Genomic DNA, 17,998 nt, shown 5'->3' on the forward strand with positions numbered 1-17,998 from the left:
GGCGCGGGCGGGAAGAACGGCGGAAAGGGGGCGAACGGGGGCGGAAAGGGCGCGGGCGCGTGTGGGCCGGGCAGCGGCGGAGGATGCATGAACCCCGTGCACGGCGGCGGCGGCGGGACGCACGCTGGCGATCCGGTCGATCCGGTGAGCGGCCGTGTGTACACCGCGCGAGAGACGGACGTACCCCTCGTGGGGCCGCTGGTCTACGCACTGCAGCGCGCGTATTCCTCGTCAGCTCACGAGCGCGATGTCGGCCTCGGCCACGGCTGGTCTCATTCGCTCGCCTGGTCTCTGGTTCGACACCGCAGGTCGCTCGAGGTCCACGCGCCGTTCGGCGACCCCGTCCGGCACCCGTTCGAGCCGGATCAGGAGACGTTGACCGTGAGCGGCGTCGGTACGTTCCGCATCGGCCCGGACTTCATCGTCCTCGCGGATGACGAGGATGTCCTCTACCGGTTCGAGGCCACGTCGAGCGAGCCGGTGAGGAGCTATCGCCTCACCGAGGTCTTCGACCGCGCCCGCAACGTCATCACGCTCGATTATGATCCGAGCGGCGCGCTCGTGTGGATCGTCGACAGCGCCGGTCGTGGGGTCGCCGTCCGTCGCGGTGCGAACGGGCGTATCGCACGCTTCGAGATCCGGACCTCGCAGGAGCGTACGCTGTCGTACCGATCTTACGAGTACGACGCGCGCGGCGATCTCGTCGCGGTCATCGACGCCGAAGGGCGGCGACTTCGGTACGCCTACGATCGGGAGCATCGGCTCACCGAGCAGCACTTCCCGTCGGGCCGGTGTGTCCACTACCGGTACGACGCGCGCGGTCGCTGCGTCGAGTCGTGGGTCGACTACGAGGGTGCTCGAGATCCAGCGCTCGCCGACGCCGTCCCCCCTGTGCTCGCCGACGGCATCACCGAGGCGAAGGGCATGCTCCACGTGCGCCTGGATTACGAGGAGGGCACCACCACCGTGATCGACTCGCGGCAGACGCGGCGCTTCGATCACAACGCGGGCGGCACCATCGATCTTGCCTCGGGCGTGTGGGTCGAGACGATGCGCTACGATGAGCAGGGGCGCATGATCGCGTATGCCGACCCGAACGGCAACGTGACGCGCTACGAGCGGGGTGAGGACGGGCGCGTCCGTACGGTCGTCGATCCAACCGGCGCCACCAATCAGTTTCGCTGCGACGCGGCAGGGTACCTCGTCGAGGCGGTCGACTCGCTCGGCCACGCCATTTCCTATGTGCGTGACGGCACGGGGAACCTCCTGGAGACGACCGATGCGCTCGGGCTGCTCCTGCGGTGCACGTACGACGCGCGCGGCCTGCGCCTCTCCGCTGAGATGCCGAACGGCGCCCTGACCCGCTTTGAACACGACGCACACGGCAACCTCGTGCGGCTCATCGAGCCGAACGGCCGGGCGAGGTCGATCGAGGTCGACGACATCGGCCGGATAGTCGGGTTCACCGACGAAGAGGGATACCGGACAGCGTACCACTACGACGCGATGGGCGTGCTCCAGTCGATCACGCTCCCGAACGGCGCGGTGACGGCCGTCGAGCACGACGCGGACGGACACATCGCCGCGTACCGCACTCCGGATGGCGCTACATGGCGAATGCACTGGGCGGGGCACCATATGGTGTATCGCCTCGACAAGCCGAATGGTGAGTCGATCCACTACCGCTACGATCGTGAGGGGCAGCTCGTCCAGATCGTGAACGAACGCGGCGAGATCCACGCGGTGAACCGCGACGTCGCGGGCCGCGTGATCGCAGAGACGTTCTTCGACGGGCGGAGGTACGATTACAAGCTCGACGCTGCGGGGCAGCTCACCGCGCACAAGAACGGCGCGGGGGAGCGGACCGAGATCGAGCGCGACGCTGCGGGTCGCGTCATCAAGCGGGCGTACGACGACGGGAGCGAGGAGTCGTTCGAGTATGACTCCGAGGGGCGGCTGATCGCCTCGGCAGCGGGCGGCGTGAGGACCACGTTTGCTTACAACGCTCGAGGCCATCTCATCAAGGAGACGTCGACCGTCGCGGGGGCAGCATTGCCGGTCGAGTACATCGTCGACGCGGTCGGCCAAGTCGTCGAGCGGCGCTCGCCGGCCGGGGGGCGCCTGCGGGTGGCTCGCGATCTCATGGGTCGAGCGACGCGCATCCACTTGCCCGACGGCGGCGTCATCGAGCGCACGCTGGACGGCCTGGGACGCGAGGTGGCGCGCACATTGCCGGAAGGCGGCTCGATCGTGTGCCGCTACGACGGCATGGGCGCCCTGCTCGAGCGCCGTGTAATCGGAGCGCACGAGGCGCGCCGTAATTCGCCGGATTGGGTCGGACGGCTACCCGAAGGGACCACGTTCGCAGAGGCGTTCGCCGTGTCGCGCGGCGGCGAGCTGCTCGAGCGCGCGACGAGCGACGGCGAGCGGGAGACGTACGCCTATGACGCCCTCGGGCGCGTCGTCCAGCGATCCACGCGCGCGGGCGTCGAGCGTTTTGCCTACGATGGCTCGGGTCACACGCACGAGGTGGGCGGCCCGTCCCGGGTCTACGGGCCCGGGGGCACACCGCTGCGGCGTGGAGGGGAGTCGTACCAGTACGACGCGGAGGCGCGGCGCGTCCGCAAGACGGACGACGCGGGCGGGGAGACGCGCTACGAGTGGAACGGCCGCGGCCTCCTCTCCGCCGTCCGCCTGCCAGACGGCACGCGCGTCGAGTACACCTACGACACGGATGGGCGCCTCGTGCTCCGGCGGCGCGGCCCGCCGGCAGGCGCGGTGACCGAGACCCGCTTCGCCTGGTGCCAGGGCCTCCTGTTTCACGAAGCGACGTTCGAGATCGCGGCGCAAGACCGGCGCCTCGTCCACGAACGGCTTTATGTGCACGACGATGTCGGCGCTCCCCTGGCGCACCGTGACACGGTCCATCGCCACGGCCAAGCCGTCCACCAGCCGTGGGTCCACTACGTGGCCGGCCCTGCGGATCTGCCGGCCCTGCTCGTCGCAGGCGACGGTGCCATCCTCTCTCGTGTGCGCAGCTCCGTTTGGGGCGCCGTAAGCTTCGAGGGGCCGGCGACGACGCCGCTGCGCTTCCTCGGGCAATACTTCGACGAAGACACCGGACTCTCGTACAACCGCCATCGCTACTACGATCCTGCGCTCGGCCTGTTCATCAACGCCGATCCCTCGGGGCTCAGCGGCGGCACGGGGGCGTTCGAGTATGCGCGGAGCCAGCCGTACCGGTATGTCGATCCGCTCGGTCTACAGCCGGTGACGACCACCGTCACGTCGAGCGACGGGACGATCACCCAGACCGGCCACAGCACCCGGCATCCGAATCACTCTTCGCCGCAGGGGAGTCATCCCGTCGTTTGGAACGCTCTACCGCGCGGGCCGTTCGCTAACCCGGAGACCGGCAGTATCCAGCACACGGGTCCGTCGGGTCGCCCGCCGCACACTTGCGGCGAGCCCCACGCGCTCACCAATTACATTCGCGCTTGGGAGCAGCAGCACAACGGCGGGCAGCCGCTCAACCCCAACAACCCGCGAGATCGTGCGCAGATCCAGCGATGTCTCGGATCGATTGGAGCCATCTCCTCGCAGCACGAGGATGGCACGCCCCGTGCTCCATGTCCGAACTGCTCGCAACTCATCGCCAATCTCCAAGCGCGATGGGGGGCACCTGCCACCTCGGCTGTGCAGCCCGGATACATGAACGCGGCGGGCACTGGTCCGATGACGAATTACAGCCCACCGAAACCCAACTACCTCGGACCGCGCAGGAGATACACCTAGAGGCCTGTCAACAACATGTCCGAACCCAGACACGATACCGGCGCGCTGAGCGCGCTTGCTCAGGAACTGCTTCGGCGGCTCGGCATTCACCGCTCCGTCGAGTGGACCGTGCCGTCTTCCGAGCTCCAGAGGGAGCTCGCGACGATACGCTGGCCCTGCTCCAGCGCGGTGCTTCGCGCTGAGATGCTCACGGGCGGGCTCTGCCGCACACCGAGCGGCGTCTTCGGCATCCATGCATCGCTGCGCTACTTGCGCGGCGAAGTTCCGTGGGAGCGCGACGACCTGCAAGAATACGGTACGCGCGCCGATCCGCGGGACCCTTCACAGACCCTCCTGCCCCTGTGGATGCTGGACGACCCTTGGGTGTGGCTTGCACAGGACGGCTGCGTCTTCTACGGGAGTCATGTTGATGGACCCGAGTATTTCACACTCGCTTTTGAGGACGTGTGCCATTACTGGGAAGTAATGGCGCTCCTGGACGGCTATGTTGTGGCGTATCATCGCCCTCACATCGTGGCTCGTCCGCGTCTGGAGTCGTCATGCTTCGTCGGTGAAGCGGTCGCGCGTGAGCTCGGGATTTCTACCTTCGCGCCCGGCACGCGTGGCAGGACGCGCGCGTGGTCAGGGCCGGGTGTGAACGTCGTGGAACTCGACGTTCCAGGCTTCAAGCAAGGCACCGACGTCGTCTCCGACAGCGCCGAGGGGATCGTGCTCGCGGCCGGGCAGGCGCTCGACGCGGGCGGTGCGGCGCGCATCACGAGCCCGGAGCCGCTGGATGCCGACCTGCTGAGAGAGCTCCCGGTCTGCAGCGGGCAAGAGCGTCCATTCTCGGCCTGCCATGTGTACAGATGGGGCAAGTTCTCATCGTACGAGGACGACCGCTACCGGCGGCGCCATCGCGGGTCGTAGTACCGGGTCGCCCGAGCTCCTCTTCGATCCCGCGGACCTGCCTGGAGGGTCGAGCGGGATCTCGCCCAGCGTCACGGGGGGCGGGGCGCGTACTCGGCGGGGCGCTCGAGAAGCTCGGCCCCTCTTTCGAGGAAGTTGTGGAGCCCGCTCCTGGACGGTTCATGCGTCACCTCGAGCTTCACGACCCTGCCGACGTTGGTGGGGACGTGAGCGCTTGGCAGCAACGCGTCTGGGATGCCGCCCAGTAGCGGGGCGCCTTGGGCCACGGCGGCCTGCGTGCTGACGAAGTGACAGTGGAGGCGGCGCCTCCGCCGCGCCGCGGCGAGGTCAGCGAGCAGGGCGACGGCGGCGGGGCGGGACGCGGTCGAGGCGTCGAGGACGCGGAGGTGCATGGCGAGGCTTCGCGGCGCTCTTTTTCCTGCTCCCCGCCGCGCGCGCCCTGCGGTCAGCGTCGCCTCAGTTCACTTCGACGTGAGACCAGGGGAAGCTGCCGACCAGACGCAGGTAGTATCCGCCGTCGCAGGTAGCGGGATAGCTCGAGGACGGAACCCACGTGTTTGAGATGTTGACTCCGTTGAGCTCGACGGTCGCCATGTTCCAGGAGTTCAGGTTCGAGCTCGCCGCGTCGAAGAACACACACGTATTGATAGGACCGTTGTTCACGTAAGGGATGGTCACGTGCGCCGCCGACCCGCAGTCCGCGGGCACGCAGGTCGAGCAGGTGCCGCAGTCCACCTCGCACGACTGGCAACTCTCGAGCGCGGAGCAAACGCCGTCGCCGCAGCTCCCGGGGTCGGCCACCAGGGGCGCCGCCGCGGCGAGATCCGGGAGCGGGCCGATCTCGCGGCTCAGCTCGGACTGCTGCGGCTTCCCGGTATTCACGAGCAGATCGCGCAACTCTTGCGGCGTGAGCGGCCCTGACGCCTGCTGCGCGACGCTCTGCACCACGGCCACCGCGCCGCTCACGACCGCAGAGGCGCTCGACGTCCCGGAGAACGTCGCGGTATAACGGTCCCGCTCGCCCAGCGTTCCGCTGTAGAGCTCACCGGCACCTCCCGTCGTGGTCACGTACTCTCCCCAGGCATGGACATCCACGCGGCCGCCGGAGTTGCTGTAACACGTCGGCCTGCGCGAGGTCGACAGGCTCGCGCCCACCATCAACGCGCCGGAGTCCCGGACGGTCCGGTCGAAGACACCTCCGTACGACGGATGATCCAGATCCACCGAGCCGTTGCCGGCCGCCTCGACCACGATGATCCCGTTGGCCGTGGCCGTCTGGATCGCATCGAACTCGGCCGAGAAGAACTCCATGGGAACGAAGTCGCACTGGCTGGAGTTGCAGGTGCACGTGGCCGTGGCCGGGCCGCGAGCGTGCACCTCGATGAGCACGATGTCGCCGGCGTCCAGCTGCTCGGCGGCCAGCGCGATCGCGGGGCCGACGCCGTTGTTCAACCAGCTCGCGTAGCCGACGCCCGAGAGCGGCGCGACCCCGGTCACGCCGAAGCCGTTCTCCTGCCCGACCATGACGCCTGCCACGGCGGTGCCGTGATCGGCGTTCCCGGAGCTCGGCGCGGGCGCGTAGAAGAAGGGCGCCGGGAGATCCTCGTGGTCGGGGACCCAGTATTGCTCGACGTCGATGATCCGGACGTTCTCGCCACGGCCGCCCGGGAACGAACGGGCCTCGGCCACCCCCATGCCGTTTGCGTCGCTGCTCACGTAGCCTTGCAGGGACGTGAAATCCGGCGTGTTCGCGTCCAGGGCCACGAGGCCGGCGCCCGCCTCCGGGGCCGCGGTCGCGAGCTCGGGCTTCGGCTGCACATAGGCGATCTCCACGCTCGGGTGGGCGTTCAGCGCCTCCACCAGCTCGACCAGCGCGCTCCGTGGCCCTCCTGACCAGGGGGCGTCGAAGTAGAGCCCGAGATCCGAGAGCTGGATCGCGCTCCGTCGCTCGCCGCTGCTCTTGAGCGACGAGAGCCGCGCCTCCGGCAGCGGGAACAAGGGCTTGAGATCGAGCGAACGCTTCGAGAGCAGCGCGGTGATGCTGTCCAGATCATGCTGCAGCTGCTCGGGATCGAGGCCGCTTGCGGCGCTCGAGAGATCGCCGATACGATCGCTGCTCAGCAGCGAGCCGCGCAGCCGAACGCCTGTCCCTTCGTGGAACTTGATCACGACGCGAACGTCGGAGACGTCGCTCGGAATCCATGAGGACGCCAGCGACTTGTCCTGGAGCCTCCGCAGCGCTCGAGCGGGCGCGCTGGCCGGCTCGATGGCGACCACAGGCGCCGACACCTGGGCGACCGGCTCGGCGTCGCCGCAGCCCAGGGCGATGGCCGAGAGCCCCAGCAGGGCGGCAGGCAAGGCCCGACGCACAGCGACATGACGGAATACGATGTTGGAGAGCTTGGTTTGGTTGACTGGCATAGGAGCATCAAAAACAAGGGTGAACGATATCCTGTTCGAGAACGAACCAGACGACCGCCGTCGCTGTCCTCGGCCGCGCTGCGCCTCGGGCTCGACGGGGCTTCGAGCACCGAAACAGCAGTGTACGGGCGCGCGTTCATCACGGAGACCGGCGCAGCGCCCCGCTGGATGCCGCCGAGGCGCTCACAGCGTTGCGGGCAGATGTGTCATCGCGACCGAGCACCGTCAAGGACCCCAGTTTGCGCTTAATGCTTCTTGACACTGGGCAGACCCCCTCATCGGATGCGCGTTTTTGGTCGTTCGGCGCCCGAGGAGAAACGCGGACACGGACCCCCGATCTCCGTCGACGCTTGCCGGAGCGTTCGAAGCGCGCGCCGCGGCGTACGTGCAACGATCGCGAGCGTCGCGATCGTTGCTGAACCCGTGCTGGAGGTTGGCCGGGTCATGCTCCGGGGCTGCCCCCGCAGGCTGCGCCGATGGACGTCCCAGCATCGAAGGATGGCCGACCCATCATTCCGTGCTGACCACGCCATCATCGACCTCGAACCCTCCAGGACGACTCCATGGCCAGGGTCGACGTTGCGGACGACGCGTTCCCATCATGCCTAGCCGTCGCCCCCGGTGGTAACGTGGGCGACATGGGTCACGCACACCGCTTCCTCGCCGCAGCCCTGATCCCCGCGGCCGCTGCGGTCGCCGCCGCGTGCGGCGCGCCGGTCGAAGGCCCCCAGGGCTCCTCGCAGGCCGCGGGCTCGAGCGGGAGCGGCGCCGGCGGCGTGAGCGCCGGCAGCACAGGGGCCGGTGGCGCGGGCACCGAAGGTACGGGGGCTGCGGGCGCTGGGGTCGGCGGAGCTGGGGTCGGCGGAGCTGGGGTCGGCGGAGCTGGGGCCGGCGGCAGCTGCATCCCCTTCTCCGAACCGCCGGGAGCCGAGTGTTCGCCGAGCCTGCAGTGCAAGAGCACGGCGATGTCGTGCGCGTGCAGCGGCACGGACACGCTCTGCTCCTCGTCCCAGACCGGTCAGCGGAACGACGTGCACCCGCCGAAATCGCCCCCACCCGAGGGAGGCTGCTGCGACACCGAGGGCCTGGTCTGCGGCTACGAGACGTGTGGGCCGATCTGCCGGTGCACGAACGGCGCGTGGTCGTGCCAGGCGCCCGACGTATGCCCGCCGTTCGAGTGCCCGGCCGATCCCTCGCAGCTCGACGGCCAGCGCTGCGAACAGCTCCTCGGGCAGGTCTGCGCTCGATGCTCCCCGCCCTGGAGCTGCACCTGCGAGCTCCAGCCGACGGGGGCTGCCCTGTGGGAGTGCGTCGAGATCCCGTGCTGAGCGGCCGCTCCGGCGGCCGGCACCCGATGTCGTCCCGGGGGCATCCGCTGCGCGATCGCGCCCCGGCGCGGCCCCGCTACTCGGCCGGCGTGAAGCAAACCTCGAGCTTCGGCCGGAGGGCGACGTTCGCATGTTCGCTCGACCGGATGTCGGTCCGGTCGTTCACGTCCTGCAGCGCGACGCCGTAGTCCGGCTGGGATCCATCCACCCAGGCCTGGACGAGGGGCGCCACGCTGGCGCTCACGGAGGCGTCCGCCTCGGCGACCGTGGTGATCACGGCCTCCACGGTCGGGGTGTACCCGGGGAAGTTGCCGGCGTGGACGGTCGACTCCTGCCAGGGGCCGTTCACGCGGTGCACCTCGATGGTGCTGGCGGTCGCCTTCCATGGGTGGGACAGCGTGAGGACCGCGGATTCGATGTTGGATCCCGCCGGGATGAACGACAGATCGAACGCCAGCACGCCCGCCTTCACGTCCGCTGGCAGCGTCGTCGTGACGAGATACGGGTAATCGCCGTATGGCCACGAGATCCCGGGCTGGATATACGTATCCTGCACGCTCCCGTAGGTGCCGCGCTGCACGACGACGCACTGGGGCTCGACCTCGCAGGCGTCGCCGATGCCGTCGCCGTCGACGTCGGCCTGGGAGGGGTTGGGCTGCGCCGGGCAGTTGTCGCACAGGTCCGGGACCCCATCCTCGTCCGTATCGAAGTGGACGGGGACCACGGTGACGTGATCGAGGAACGTCCCAATGCCGTTCGAGAAGCCCACATCGTTGAACTGGAGGCGGGTCGTCGCGCCGGAGGCGATGACGGTGAGGGTATAATAGACCCAGTTTTGGCTGCTGGTCGTGAGGAAGGCGACCACTCCGCCGTCCCATACGACGTCGAGCGCGTGCTCGTCCGGACCGCCCCATTGCGTGGACGCGGCGAAGGCGAACCGAAGCTCGTACACCGCTCCCGGGATGGTCGTGAGATCCTGGTAGATGCCGCTCGACATCGAGGAGTCCAGCTCGATGTTCTGGTAGCCGTGCGCGGGGAGCCCGCCGACCGTGCGGTCGCGGAGCTCGATCTCGCCATAGGCAGGCCGCCAGCCGGGAACCGCGGTCGGCGAGGACGTGATCCACACGCTGCCAATCGGCAGATCCGGTAATTCGAAGCTGCCGTTCGTGACGATGTCGCCGGAGGGCAGCGCCTCGCAGGCGACGAGAGACGCTGCGCCCTCGCCGACGGCTTCATCGTTATCGTCGTGCGGCTCGGCTGCCGCCATGCAGCCGGAGATCATCCAGGCGAACGCGAACACAGAGATCGACGGATGGGCGGTTCTCATGGGAGAGCTCCTCGTTGCGGCGCCGGCATGGCAGAGCCTCGCTGTGCGGCGAGCTGCCGCCGGCTGTGGATTCACGGTCAAAAGCATTGCTTGGAGCTGCCAGCCGCAGCACCGTCTCGTCCTATCATGAAGTGCGCGCACGGAGCATCGTATCCCCAGCAATCAGCACGATGTCGCCGAAGCCCGCCCCGGGGAACCGGGCGACGATGGGTCGCAGCCCTCGGGAGCGATGGTCCGCGCCGGGGCGGCGCTCGGTCCGGTCGCGGCGGGGCTCGGGCCCGGGCCGCCATCTCATTCCCGAGGGTGACGGTGCGGGTAAGCGTCTCGGCGAGCGAGGCGACCACGGCGGCCCGAGGCGACGGATCGACCATCGCGAACGAGCAAGCTCGGGCCGAACGTCGCGCCCGCCGCTCGCGTGGACTCGCCGCCGGAGCCTTGCCGCTCGCTCCAGCGCGCCGCGCGCTGGAGCGAGCACGGCGGGCTCGTACGGGGGGGGGCGCCGGCGCGGACGTACCGGACGGGCCGGATCGGCGCGCTCGAGGTGGCGGGGGCGTAGGCGGCTCCTCGCCTCGTCTTCGCGGGCCCGTCGGCATCTCACGAAGTTGACCGCGGAAGTGCTAGGGTGCGCCGCGTGCCGACGATCTTCACCAAGGGCGACCTCCTCAACACCCCGGATCTTCACGCGTACGCGCACGGCGTGAGCTGCGTGGGCCAGATGGACACGGGGATCTCCGTGGCGTTCAAGAAGCGCTGGCCGGGCCTGCTCCCGGCGTTCGAGCAGCGGAGCGCCGAGCGGAAGCTCCAGCTCGGGGAGGCCTTCGTCTGGAGCGAGGGCGACGACACGGTGTACAGCCTCGCGATCCAGGAGAACGCGACGAAGAGGCCCTCGCTCGCCGCGCTGGAGCGCGCGCTCGCCGCGATGGTCACGCACGCCGCCGGGGCGGGGATCGCGCGGATCGGCGTACCGCGCGTGGGCGCCGGCAAGACCGGCCTCGAATGGCTGCGCGTCAAGAGCATCCTCGTGAAGGTCGCCAACGACAAGCCGGTCACGCTCGTGGTCTACGAGCAGTTCGTGCGCGCCCCGGGCGCCTGACCAGCGCGGGACGGAAGCCGACCTCCTGCGGCCTCCATGTCCAGATCGCGAGCGCCGCGCCCCTCGGTCACGGGCTGGGCTTGGCTTTATCCCGCACGTAGAGCGCCTCCACCTGCTGTCGGGCCCACGGGGTCCGTCGCAGGAATTGCAGGCTCGATTTGATGCTGGGATCGTACTTGAAGCAGCGAATGTCGATCATGCGTCCGAGCTGCTCCCAGCCGTGCTGCGCGACCAGGTGCTCGAGGATCATCTGGAGCGTGACGCCGTGAAGAGGATTGTTGGGCTGAGGCTGAGTCATATCGATGTTCGGGGGGCGACCGCCCCGGAGGGCCAGCGTGAGCCCACCGTGTAGCACGTCGCGCGGCGGGCCGACGCACCCACGCCGCCTGCGCGCCCACGCCGCCCGTGCACGCCGAGGGGCGAGGTGCTGTTCCCGGCGTTTGGCCTGCCCATGGAGCTGCCGGCGTGGGGCGCGAAGATTTTTTTCGAGCGACCGATGATTTCTCCGCGGGCGGGCTACTTGCCGACCTCGGCCGAATAGAGGCCGGCCGTCGTGCCGGGGAGGTCCGTCGTGAAGGCGAGGCGGCGGCCGCCGTGGCTGCTGAAGTAGGTCAGGTTCGCCCCCGGCGCGATGAGCCGAGGCTTTAGGGGCTCGCGCGACAGGTCGACGACCTTCAGGTCGGCCGTCGACCGCGCGAAGTCTTCCGCGTCGAAGTGGGTGTTGTCGTTGAACGACACGAGGCCGCGCACGGCCGGCAGGTAGCTCCAGCCCCCGTCGTCGCTGAACTGCCGCACGCCGCCCTCGCCCGAGGCCAAGAGGGGAGCGGTGCCGGTCGTCAGGTCGACGATGCGGGCGAACAGAACGTGCTTCGAGTCGGCGCTGAAGGGCGGGCCGCCGAGCACGTTCCGCGTCCGCGGGTCGATCGACAGGGGCGGGGCACCGCCGCGCGCGTCGGCGAGCGCCACGTCGGAGAGGCCGGTCGCAGGGTCGCGCTGGGTGAAGAAGGCCACCTTGCTGCCGTCCGGCGACGCCCACGCGTCGGTGATGACCTTCGACCCGGCCAGCACGGTGAGAATGCCCCCGACCTCATCGGCGATCGTCTCGGTCGACCGACAATCGCCCGGCGCGGCGCGGCGCAGCTCGAGGCCGGCCTCCGTTTGCGCGGTGTACACGACGGAGCCGCCTTTGGCGAAGAAGCCGATTCGCGAGCGCACCTCGTCGAGCGCGCTCACCTCGCCGTCGTCGGAGACGACGACGGGGTGCCCCGAGCCCGCCAGCGTCGTGAAGAACGACCCGCCGCCGGCGTCGCCGCTGAAGAAGGGGGGCGTCGCGACGCCGCCGAGCAGGTCGACCCTCTCGCCCCGCTCCCAGCTCGACAAGGTCGCAGAGCTCGCGCCGCCCTCGCAGTGCAGCGCGACCGGGTGCGAGCGGCCGTGGCGGCCGACGAACGCGGCGAAGGGCCGACAATACCCCAGCGGGAAGCCCATCGGCACCGCGCCGAGCAGCGTCGTGCGCTCGCTCATGTCGGTCGAGGCGAGCTCGACGTCGCCGACGCTGCCGTCGGCGTTGCCACGGGTGGGGAAGAGCACCGAACGCCCGTCGGCGCTCGCCGAGGTCGCGAAGGTCCCGATGGGCGAGGCGGCGGACGCCTCGCGCGGGCCGGACGCCGCGCTCCACACGACGAGGGGGCTGACCCCGAAGCCGGGCAAGCTCCGGTCGGGGTTGGTCCAGCAGAACGCGACCTTGCCGACGGTGTAAACGAACGCGGTGTTCCCGGGAGGCACCTGGGCGACGAGCTGCCTCGTCGCGCCCGGCTCGAGCGCGGTCGCGTACACGCGCTCTCCCTCCTGATAAAGGGCGTGATTGTCGCTGGTGACGCCGAGCAAGAGCAGGCGCGCGCCCCGCTGCACAAGCCATTTCGTGTGCGTCGTGAGCGATGCCTGGCCCTCCGATTCCGCTTCCGCCTCCGCGGGGGGCGCGCTCGGCGCGCCGGCCTGGGCGCAGCCGAGCAATGCCGCGCCGATTGTCATGCCAGCGAAGAAAGCTTTGACCATGTCCGGGTCTCCTCTTCGGTCAGACCCTAACTCGCGCAGGCACCCTGCGTTGGGGCCAGATCGTCGATGTCGCGTAGTCCAGTCGACCGCGCGCCACGGGGAGCGAGGCGCGCGTCAGGCGCGATCGCCCGCGGGCCGTGACCGCGCCTTCGGCAACGTCTGCGCGAGCCGCCGCGCCGCGTCCGCGAGCTGGGCCTCGTCGCACGCGGCGAAGCCGAAGCGGGCGAAGTCGAGCGGCCATCGACCGAGCGCGAAATGGCTCGCGGGCTGGAAGGAGACGCCCGCCGCGTGCGCGCGCCGGGCCCACGCGTCGACGTCGACGCCAGGGGCCCGCGCCCAGAGGGCCATGCCCCCGCAGGGAGGGGCGAACTCGAGCCCGGGCAGGTGGCGCGCGAGCGCCTCGCAGAGCGCGTCGCGACGGGCGCGGTAAGCGCGCCGGACCCGCTGCGTGTGCCGATCGATCTCGCCGTCTTCGAGCAGCTCGGCGACCGCGCGCTCGATCGCGTGGTCGCCCTGGTGGTCGACGAAGGCCCGGTAGGCCGCGATCCGCTCGGCGACGTCGGGGGTGGATACGACGAAGCCGAGCCGCAGCCCCGGGGCCAGGATCTTCGACAGGGTGCCCAGGTAGACGACCACCCCGTGGCGGTCGGCGGACGCGAGGGGCAGCACCGGCCGCCCCTCGTAGCGGAACTCGTGGTCGTAATCGTCTTCGAGCACGAGCAGGCGCCGGCGCCGCGCCAGCTCGAGCAGGCGCACGCGCCGCGCCGCGGTCAAGGTGACGGTCGTGGGGAGCTGGTGGTGGGGCGTCGTGTAGACCGCCTTGACCCGCCTGGCCGCGCAGAGCGCCTCGAGCGCGGCGACGTCGAGCCCCTCGCCGTCGAGCGGCACGGGCGCGAGCTCCACGCCCGCGAGCTCGAGCGCGCCGCGGGCGGCAGGGTGGCTGTACGCCTCGATCGCCACGCAGTCGCCCGGCTCGAGCAGCGCGCGCGCCGCGAGGTAGAGGCCTTGCTGGCTGCCGCGCACGATGTTGACCGACGCGACGCTCGCCCGCACGCCCCTCGCCCGGGTCAGCAGCTCGACGACCGCGCGGCGCAGGCGCGGCTCGCCCCGGGGATCGCCGTAGTCCATCAGCGCGCGCGCCCCGGCGCCGAGCAGCGCGCGGCGGTAGGCGCGGCACAGCTCCAGCCTGGGCACGAAGCCGAGCTCGGGCACCCCGCCGAGCAGGAGCAGGCCGGCGCGCGGGGTCGAGGACGGGGCCGGCAAGGGGCGTCGGGGCAGGTCGAACCCGGCCCGATCGGCGAGGGCCCGTCGGCGGAAGGGGGGCAGCTTGGCGGGCAGGTCGCTCGAGACGTAGGTCCCGGTGGCGGGCGCGCTCGTGATCCACCCCTGGCGCGCGAGCTCGAGGAACGCGGCGACCACGGTCTTGCGGTGCACGCCGAGCTGGGTGGCGAGCTTGCGGCTGGAGGGCAGCCGCTCGCCGGGGCGCAGGCGGCCACGCTCGATGTCCTCGACGACGGCCCGCGCGATCTGCAGAAAGAGCGGCCCCTGATCCGCCGCGCCGAGCTGAAGAACGAGTTCTCGGGTCACCGCCACGCCGCCCGTGCCTGCGCCGGAGGGGCGCGGCGCCATGGCGCCCGCCCCCGAGCTCTCGATGCCCCGCCGCCCGGGATCTGTCAACCGAGGCGCGGTTCGCCGCCGGCAGCGCTCGCGCGAAGGGGAGCCGCGCGGGACCGCCTCGTTCGTCAGCGCGCGCCGGCGACGGCGCGCCACCACGGGGTGGGCGCGTCGACGTGATCGGGCTCGAAGGCTGCGCCGATCTGCGGTGTCACGACGCGCGCGCCGCGCTCGGCCGCCAGGGAGAGCAACGTTTCGGCCGGCTCGTTCCAGTCGTGGAGGGCGAGGTTGAAGGTGCCCCAGTGGACCGGAAGGAGCGTGCCGCCGCCGAGCATCTGGAACGCGATCAGCGCGTTCTCGGGGCCGAGGTGGATCGCCCCCCACGCGGGGTGGTACGCGCCGACCTCGAGCATCACCAGGTCGAAGGGGCCGTGCGTACGGCCGATGTCCGCGAATTCGGGGAACAGCCCGGTGTCGCCGGAGAAGAAGACCTTGCGCCGCTCTGCCTCGATGACCCAGGAGGCCCAGAGCGTCTTGTTGCCGCTCGTCGGCCCGCGCCCCGAGAAGTGCTGCGACGGCGTCGCGGTGAAGCGAACGCCGCCCACCTCCGCGCCCTCGTGCCAGTCGAGCTCGGTGATCCGCGCCGGGTCGACGCCGAGCGCCTCGAGGTGCGCGCCCACGCCGAGCGCCGTGACGATGGGGACGCGCGTGCGGGCCAGCGCCTCGACGGTGGGGGCGCACAGGTGATCGAAGTGGTCGTGCGACAGGAGGACGGCGTCGAGCGGCGGCAGCTCGTCGAGCGCCGCCGGCACGGGGTGAAAGCGCATCGGGCCCGCGAACGCGACGGGGGAGGCGCGCTCGGCGAACACCGGATCGGTGAGGACGCGGCGGCCGTCGATCTCGAGCAGCACGGTGCTGTGGCCGAGCCACGTGACCCGCAGGCCGGTCGCGCTCCGCCGCGCCCAGGTCTCGTGAGGCCGCGCGAGGGGCAGGGGCCCGGGCGGCGTGCGCTGGCCGCGACCGAAGAAGTACTCGCCGATCACGGGCAACGCCGAGCCGTTCATGCCGGGGCCGGCGCCCGACGGGTTCTGGAACCGGCCGCCCTTGAACTGCGCGGAGGCGCGCGCTCGCTCGAGTCGGAGCCCCTTGCGACGCTGGGAATCATTCATGAAGGGATGACCTCCTGCCGGGCGTGGCGCCTGGTGAGCCAGAGTCCGACGGCGATGGTGACCAGCGCGGCGCCCACGCCGAGCCACGCAGAAGGAGGGCATCGCGCAGGGCGCCGAAGACCCGTTGACCGCACGAGGCGGACGGCCGAACGGGCGCACAGGACGATGTTTACAACTGGAGCTCAGGTTGTCAAGTTTGACATTGACGATTGAAGCGTTTGCTGGCAACTTCGATCCTCGTGAGCGAAGCGAGCTCCACCGACAGGCCCGCCGACGACGTGCGCCGCCGCAAGCTGATGGACGCGGCGCTGACGGTGTTCCTGCGCTTCGGCTTCCGGAAGACGTCGATGGACGAGGTGGCGCGGGCCGCGAACGTCTCGCGACAGGGCCTCTATCTCCACTTCGCCACGAAGGAGGAGCTCTTTCGCGCGTCGGTGGCGTACTTCCTCGACACGGCGCTCGCCGCCGCCGCGGCCGCCCTCGCCGACGCGGAGCGCCCCCTGGAGGAGCGGCTCGTGGCCGCGTTCGACACGTGGGTGGGCCAGTTCGTGGGCGCGCTCGGGTCCGACGCGGCGGATCTCCACGCCGCCACGAAGGAGCTCGTCGGCCCCACGGTCGACGAACGTGAGGGGCAGTTCGTCGAGGCCGTGGAGGAGGCCCTGCGCGCCTCCGGGCTGGTGGCCGCCTACGCGCCCGCGGGCGTCACCGCGCGGCAGCTCGCGGAGACGTTGTACGCAGCCGCGCGCGGTCTGAAGTACGGCGCCGCGACGCGCGAGACCTTCGTGGAGGGCATGTCCGTCGCCGCGCGGGTGATGTGCTTGCCGCAGCGGGACGACCGAGAGAAGGGGGCGAGGCCAAGAACGTCGAGCGTTCGCGCCGAGGGCGGCCGGCCGCGCAAGGCGCGCGGCACGACACGATGACGTGCGGCGAGGGGCATGGAGGTCCTCCTCGTCGGCGCGACGGGCATGGCAGGGCAGGGGCGATGGCCGCCCCTGCGGCGGGCAGGGCTCCGGCGTCGTGAGCTTTGCGAGAGCCTCCCCGGAGAATTGAAATTCAGGCCCGAGGCTGTCGAGAGCCTCCCCGGAGAATTGAAATTCAGGCCCGAGGCTGTCGAGAGCCTCCCCGGAGAATTGAAATTCAACCCCGAGGCTGTCGAGAGCCTCCCCGGAGAATTGAAATTCAACCCCGAGGCTGTCGAGAGCCCCCCGGAGAATTGAAATTCAACCCCGAGGTTGTCGACACCCTCCCCTCGACGTCGTCGATCCTGCCGGCGGCGTGGTCAGAGCGGCACGTCGCTCCAGCGCTCCAACGCCATCGCGTCGCCCCCGGAAAATGGCCGCGCGCGCAACATCGCCGCGCGCGGGCGCGCCGAGGCGGCCGGTCATCCGGCGATCAACCGGAAGAGGGCGAGCTCCGGCCGGCAGGTGAGCCGCGCGGGCAGGACGCTCGTGCCGACGCCGCGGCTCACGTAGACCGGGCCGCGCTCGGTGGCGTACATCCCCGAGCGAAACCGGCCCGAGCCGGGCGGCACCCACACCGGCACGCCGAGCGCCCGGATCTGCCCGCCGTGGGTGTGCCCCGCGAGGCCGAGGTCGAAGCGCGGCGCGCCGGCAGGCAGCCTGTCGAACAGGCCCGGCGCATGCGTGAGGAACAGCCGCACGGGCGAGGCCGGCGCGCGCGAGAGGGCCGATTCCACATCGTCATGACCGCTGCAGAAGTCGTCCGTCGCGACGACGGCGATCCCGCTCCGGAGCAGCGTCGACTCGTTTCCGAGCAGCCGCGCGCCGGCGCGCGCATAGGCCTCGTGGAGGCGCCGCAGGGGCACGTGCCCCCAGTGCTCCCAGTTGCCCAGGGTGGCGACCACCTCGCGCCCCGGCGCGGCGAGCCTGCGGCAGAGCTCCTCCAGCGCGCCGAGCGCGCCCTCGTCCTCGATGGAGTCGCCGGTCATCACGACGAGGTCCGCGCCGTGCGAGCGCACGGCGGACGCGGCCTTGTCGTGCACGCCGCCGAGCGCGCGCAGGTGCAGGTCGGAGAGGTGCGCGATCCGGAAGCCGTCGAGCGCGCGCGGGAGCCCGGCGACGGGGACGTCGTGCTCGGTGACCTCGAGCCACGACGGCTCGACGGCGAGCCCGTCCACCGCGCACGCGGCCGCAGCACAGCAGCCGGCGCCGAAGAAGGCACGGCGCGTGGGCTTCAGGGACATACAGGGGAGTGTACCATCGCGCCGGAGCCCATCGCCGGACGGCGCGTCGGCCCGATCACGCGCCGCGCCGGCCCCATCGCGCAC

General features: G+C 70.7%; 14 protein-coding genes. 6 read left to right on the top strand and 8 right to left on the bottom strand.

The annotated features are described in order from the left end of the window. Nucleotides 1–87: 87 nt before the first annotated feature. Nucleotides 88–3,795 carry an RHS repeat-associated core domain-containing protein gene (locus tag WME98_RS43120; RefSeq protein WP_437947455.1) on the top strand — a complete coding sequence of 1,236 codons (3,708 nt, stop codon included), beginning with the start codon at nucleotides 88–90 and terminating at the stop codon, nucleotides 3,793–3,795. Between the two features lie 15 nt (nucleotides 3,796–3,810). Further along, nucleotides 3,811–4,704, top strand: a complete 894-nt coding sequence (locus WME98_RS43125) for a hypothetical protein (protein ID WP_437947456.1) — start codon at nucleotides 3,811–3,813, stop codon at nucleotides 4,702–4,704. 71 nt (nucleotides 4,705–4,775) lie between these two features. Here the strand turns inward: WME98_RS43125 and WME98_RS43130 are convergent, their stop codons facing one another. Both WME98_RS43130 and WME98_RS43135 read right to left on the bottom strand, forming a co-directional pair. After that, nucleotides 4,776–5,096 (bottom strand): hypothetical protein, encoded by a 321-nt coding sequence (locus WME98_RS43130; protein WP_437947457.1) that lies wholly within the window; start codon nucleotides 5,094–5,096, stop codon nucleotides 4,776–4,778. 64 nt (nucleotides 5,097–5,160) lie between these two features. Beyond that, nucleotides 5,161–7,125: a S8 family serine peptidase gene (locus WME98_RS43135; protein WP_437947458.1), complete on the bottom strand. Its 1,965-nt coding sequence runs from the start codon at nucleotides 7,123–7,125 to the stop codon at nucleotides 5,161–5,163. Between the two features lie 638 nt (nucleotides 7,126–7,763). Here WME98_RS43135 and WME98_RS43140 point away from each other — a divergent pair. Continuing rightward, a complete protein-coding gene (locus tag WME98_RS43140) occupies nucleotides 7,764–8,453 on the top strand; it encodes a hypothetical protein (RefSeq protein ID WP_437947459.1) in 690 nt (229 codons plus the stop codon). A 76-nt stretch (nucleotides 8,454–8,529) separates the two neighbouring features. On the opposite strand, the gene WME98_RS43145 is transcribed toward WME98_RS43140, so the two are convergent. Beyond that, nucleotides 8,530–9,780: a DNRLRE domain-containing protein gene (locus WME98_RS43145; RefSeq protein WP_437947460.1), complete on the bottom strand. Its 1,251-nt coding sequence runs from the start codon at nucleotides 9,778–9,780 to the stop codon at nucleotides 8,530–8,532. A 631-nt stretch (nucleotides 9,781–10,411) separates the two neighbouring features. Between WME98_RS43145 and WME98_RS43150 the strand changes: the two genes are divergently transcribed. Continuing rightward, nucleotides 10,412–10,873: a macro domain-containing protein gene (locus tag WME98_RS43150; protein WP_437941497.1), complete on the top strand. Its 462-nt coding sequence runs from the start codon at nucleotides 10,412–10,414 to the stop codon at nucleotides 10,871–10,873. A gap of 67 nt (nucleotides 10,874–10,940) precedes the next feature. Here the strand turns inward: WME98_RS43150 and WME98_RS43155 are convergent, their stop codons facing one another. The 4 genes from WME98_RS43155 to WME98_RS43170 all read right to left on the bottom strand — a co-directional run bounded on the left by WME98_RS43155 (nucleotide 10,941) and on the right by WME98_RS43170 (nucleotide 15,711). Beyond that, nucleotides 10,941–11,171 carry a VF530 family DNA-binding protein gene (locus tag WME98_RS43155; protein ID WP_020735680.1) on the bottom strand — a complete coding sequence of 77 codons (231 nt, stop codon included), beginning with the start codon at nucleotides 11,169–11,171 and terminating at the stop codon, nucleotides 10,941–10,943. A 218-nt stretch (nucleotides 11,172–11,389) separates the two neighbouring features. Continuing rightward, nucleotides 11,390–12,928 carry a TolB family protein gene (locus WME98_RS43160; RefSeq protein ID WP_437947461.1) on the bottom strand — a complete coding sequence of 513 codons (1,539 nt, stop codon included), beginning with the start codon at nucleotides 12,926–12,928 and terminating at the stop codon, nucleotides 11,390–11,392. A 114-nt stretch (nucleotides 12,929–13,042) separates the two neighbouring features. Continuing rightward, nucleotides 13,043–14,557, bottom strand: a complete 1,515-nt coding sequence (locus tag WME98_RS43165) for a PLP-dependent aminotransferase family protein (RefSeq protein ID WP_437947462.1) — start codon at nucleotides 14,555–14,557, stop codon at nucleotides 13,043–13,045. Nucleotides 14,558–14,670: 113 nt separating this feature from the next. Then, nucleotides 14,671–15,711 carry an MBL fold metallo-hydrolase gene (locus WME98_RS43170; RefSeq protein ID WP_437947463.1) on the bottom strand — a complete coding sequence of 347 codons (1,041 nt, stop codon included), beginning with the start codon at nucleotides 15,709–15,711 and terminating at the stop codon, nucleotides 14,671–14,673. A gap of 218 nt (nucleotides 15,712–15,929) precedes the next feature. Here WME98_RS43170 and WME98_RS43175 point away from each other — a divergent pair, with 218 nt between their 5' ends. Together WME98_RS43175 and WME98_RS43180 are read left to right on the top strand one after the other, a co-directional pair. Continuing rightward, the gene (locus WME98_RS43175) at nucleotides 15,930–16,631 is read left to right on the top strand and encodes a TetR/AcrR family transcriptional regulator (RefSeq protein WP_437947464.1); all 702 of its coding nucleotides are present in this window, start codon (nucleotides 15,930–15,932) and stop codon (nucleotides 16,629–16,631) included. A 126-nt stretch (nucleotides 16,632–16,757) separates the two neighbouring features. Beyond that, nucleotides 16,758–16,928, top strand: coding sequence for a hypothetical protein (locus tag WME98_RS43180; protein WP_437947465.1), 171 nt, complete (start codon nucleotides 16,758–16,760; stop codon nucleotides 16,926–16,928). 164 nt (nucleotides 16,929–17,092) lie between these two features. On the opposite strand, the gene WME98_RS43185 is transcribed toward WME98_RS43180, so the two are convergent. Continuing rightward, on the bottom strand, nucleotides 17,093–17,914 hold the full coding sequence (locus tag WME98_RS43185; protein WP_437947466.1) for a metallophosphoesterase: 822 nt from the start codon (nucleotides 17,912–17,914) through the stop codon (nucleotides 17,093–17,095). Between the last annotated feature and the right edge of the window lie 84 nt (nucleotides 17,915–17,998).

The organism is Sorangium sp. So ce296 (assembly GCF_051529605.1).
Classification (GTDB): Bacteria; Myxococcota_A; Polyangia; order Polyangiales; family Polyangiaceae; genus Sorangium; species Sorangium cellulosum_D.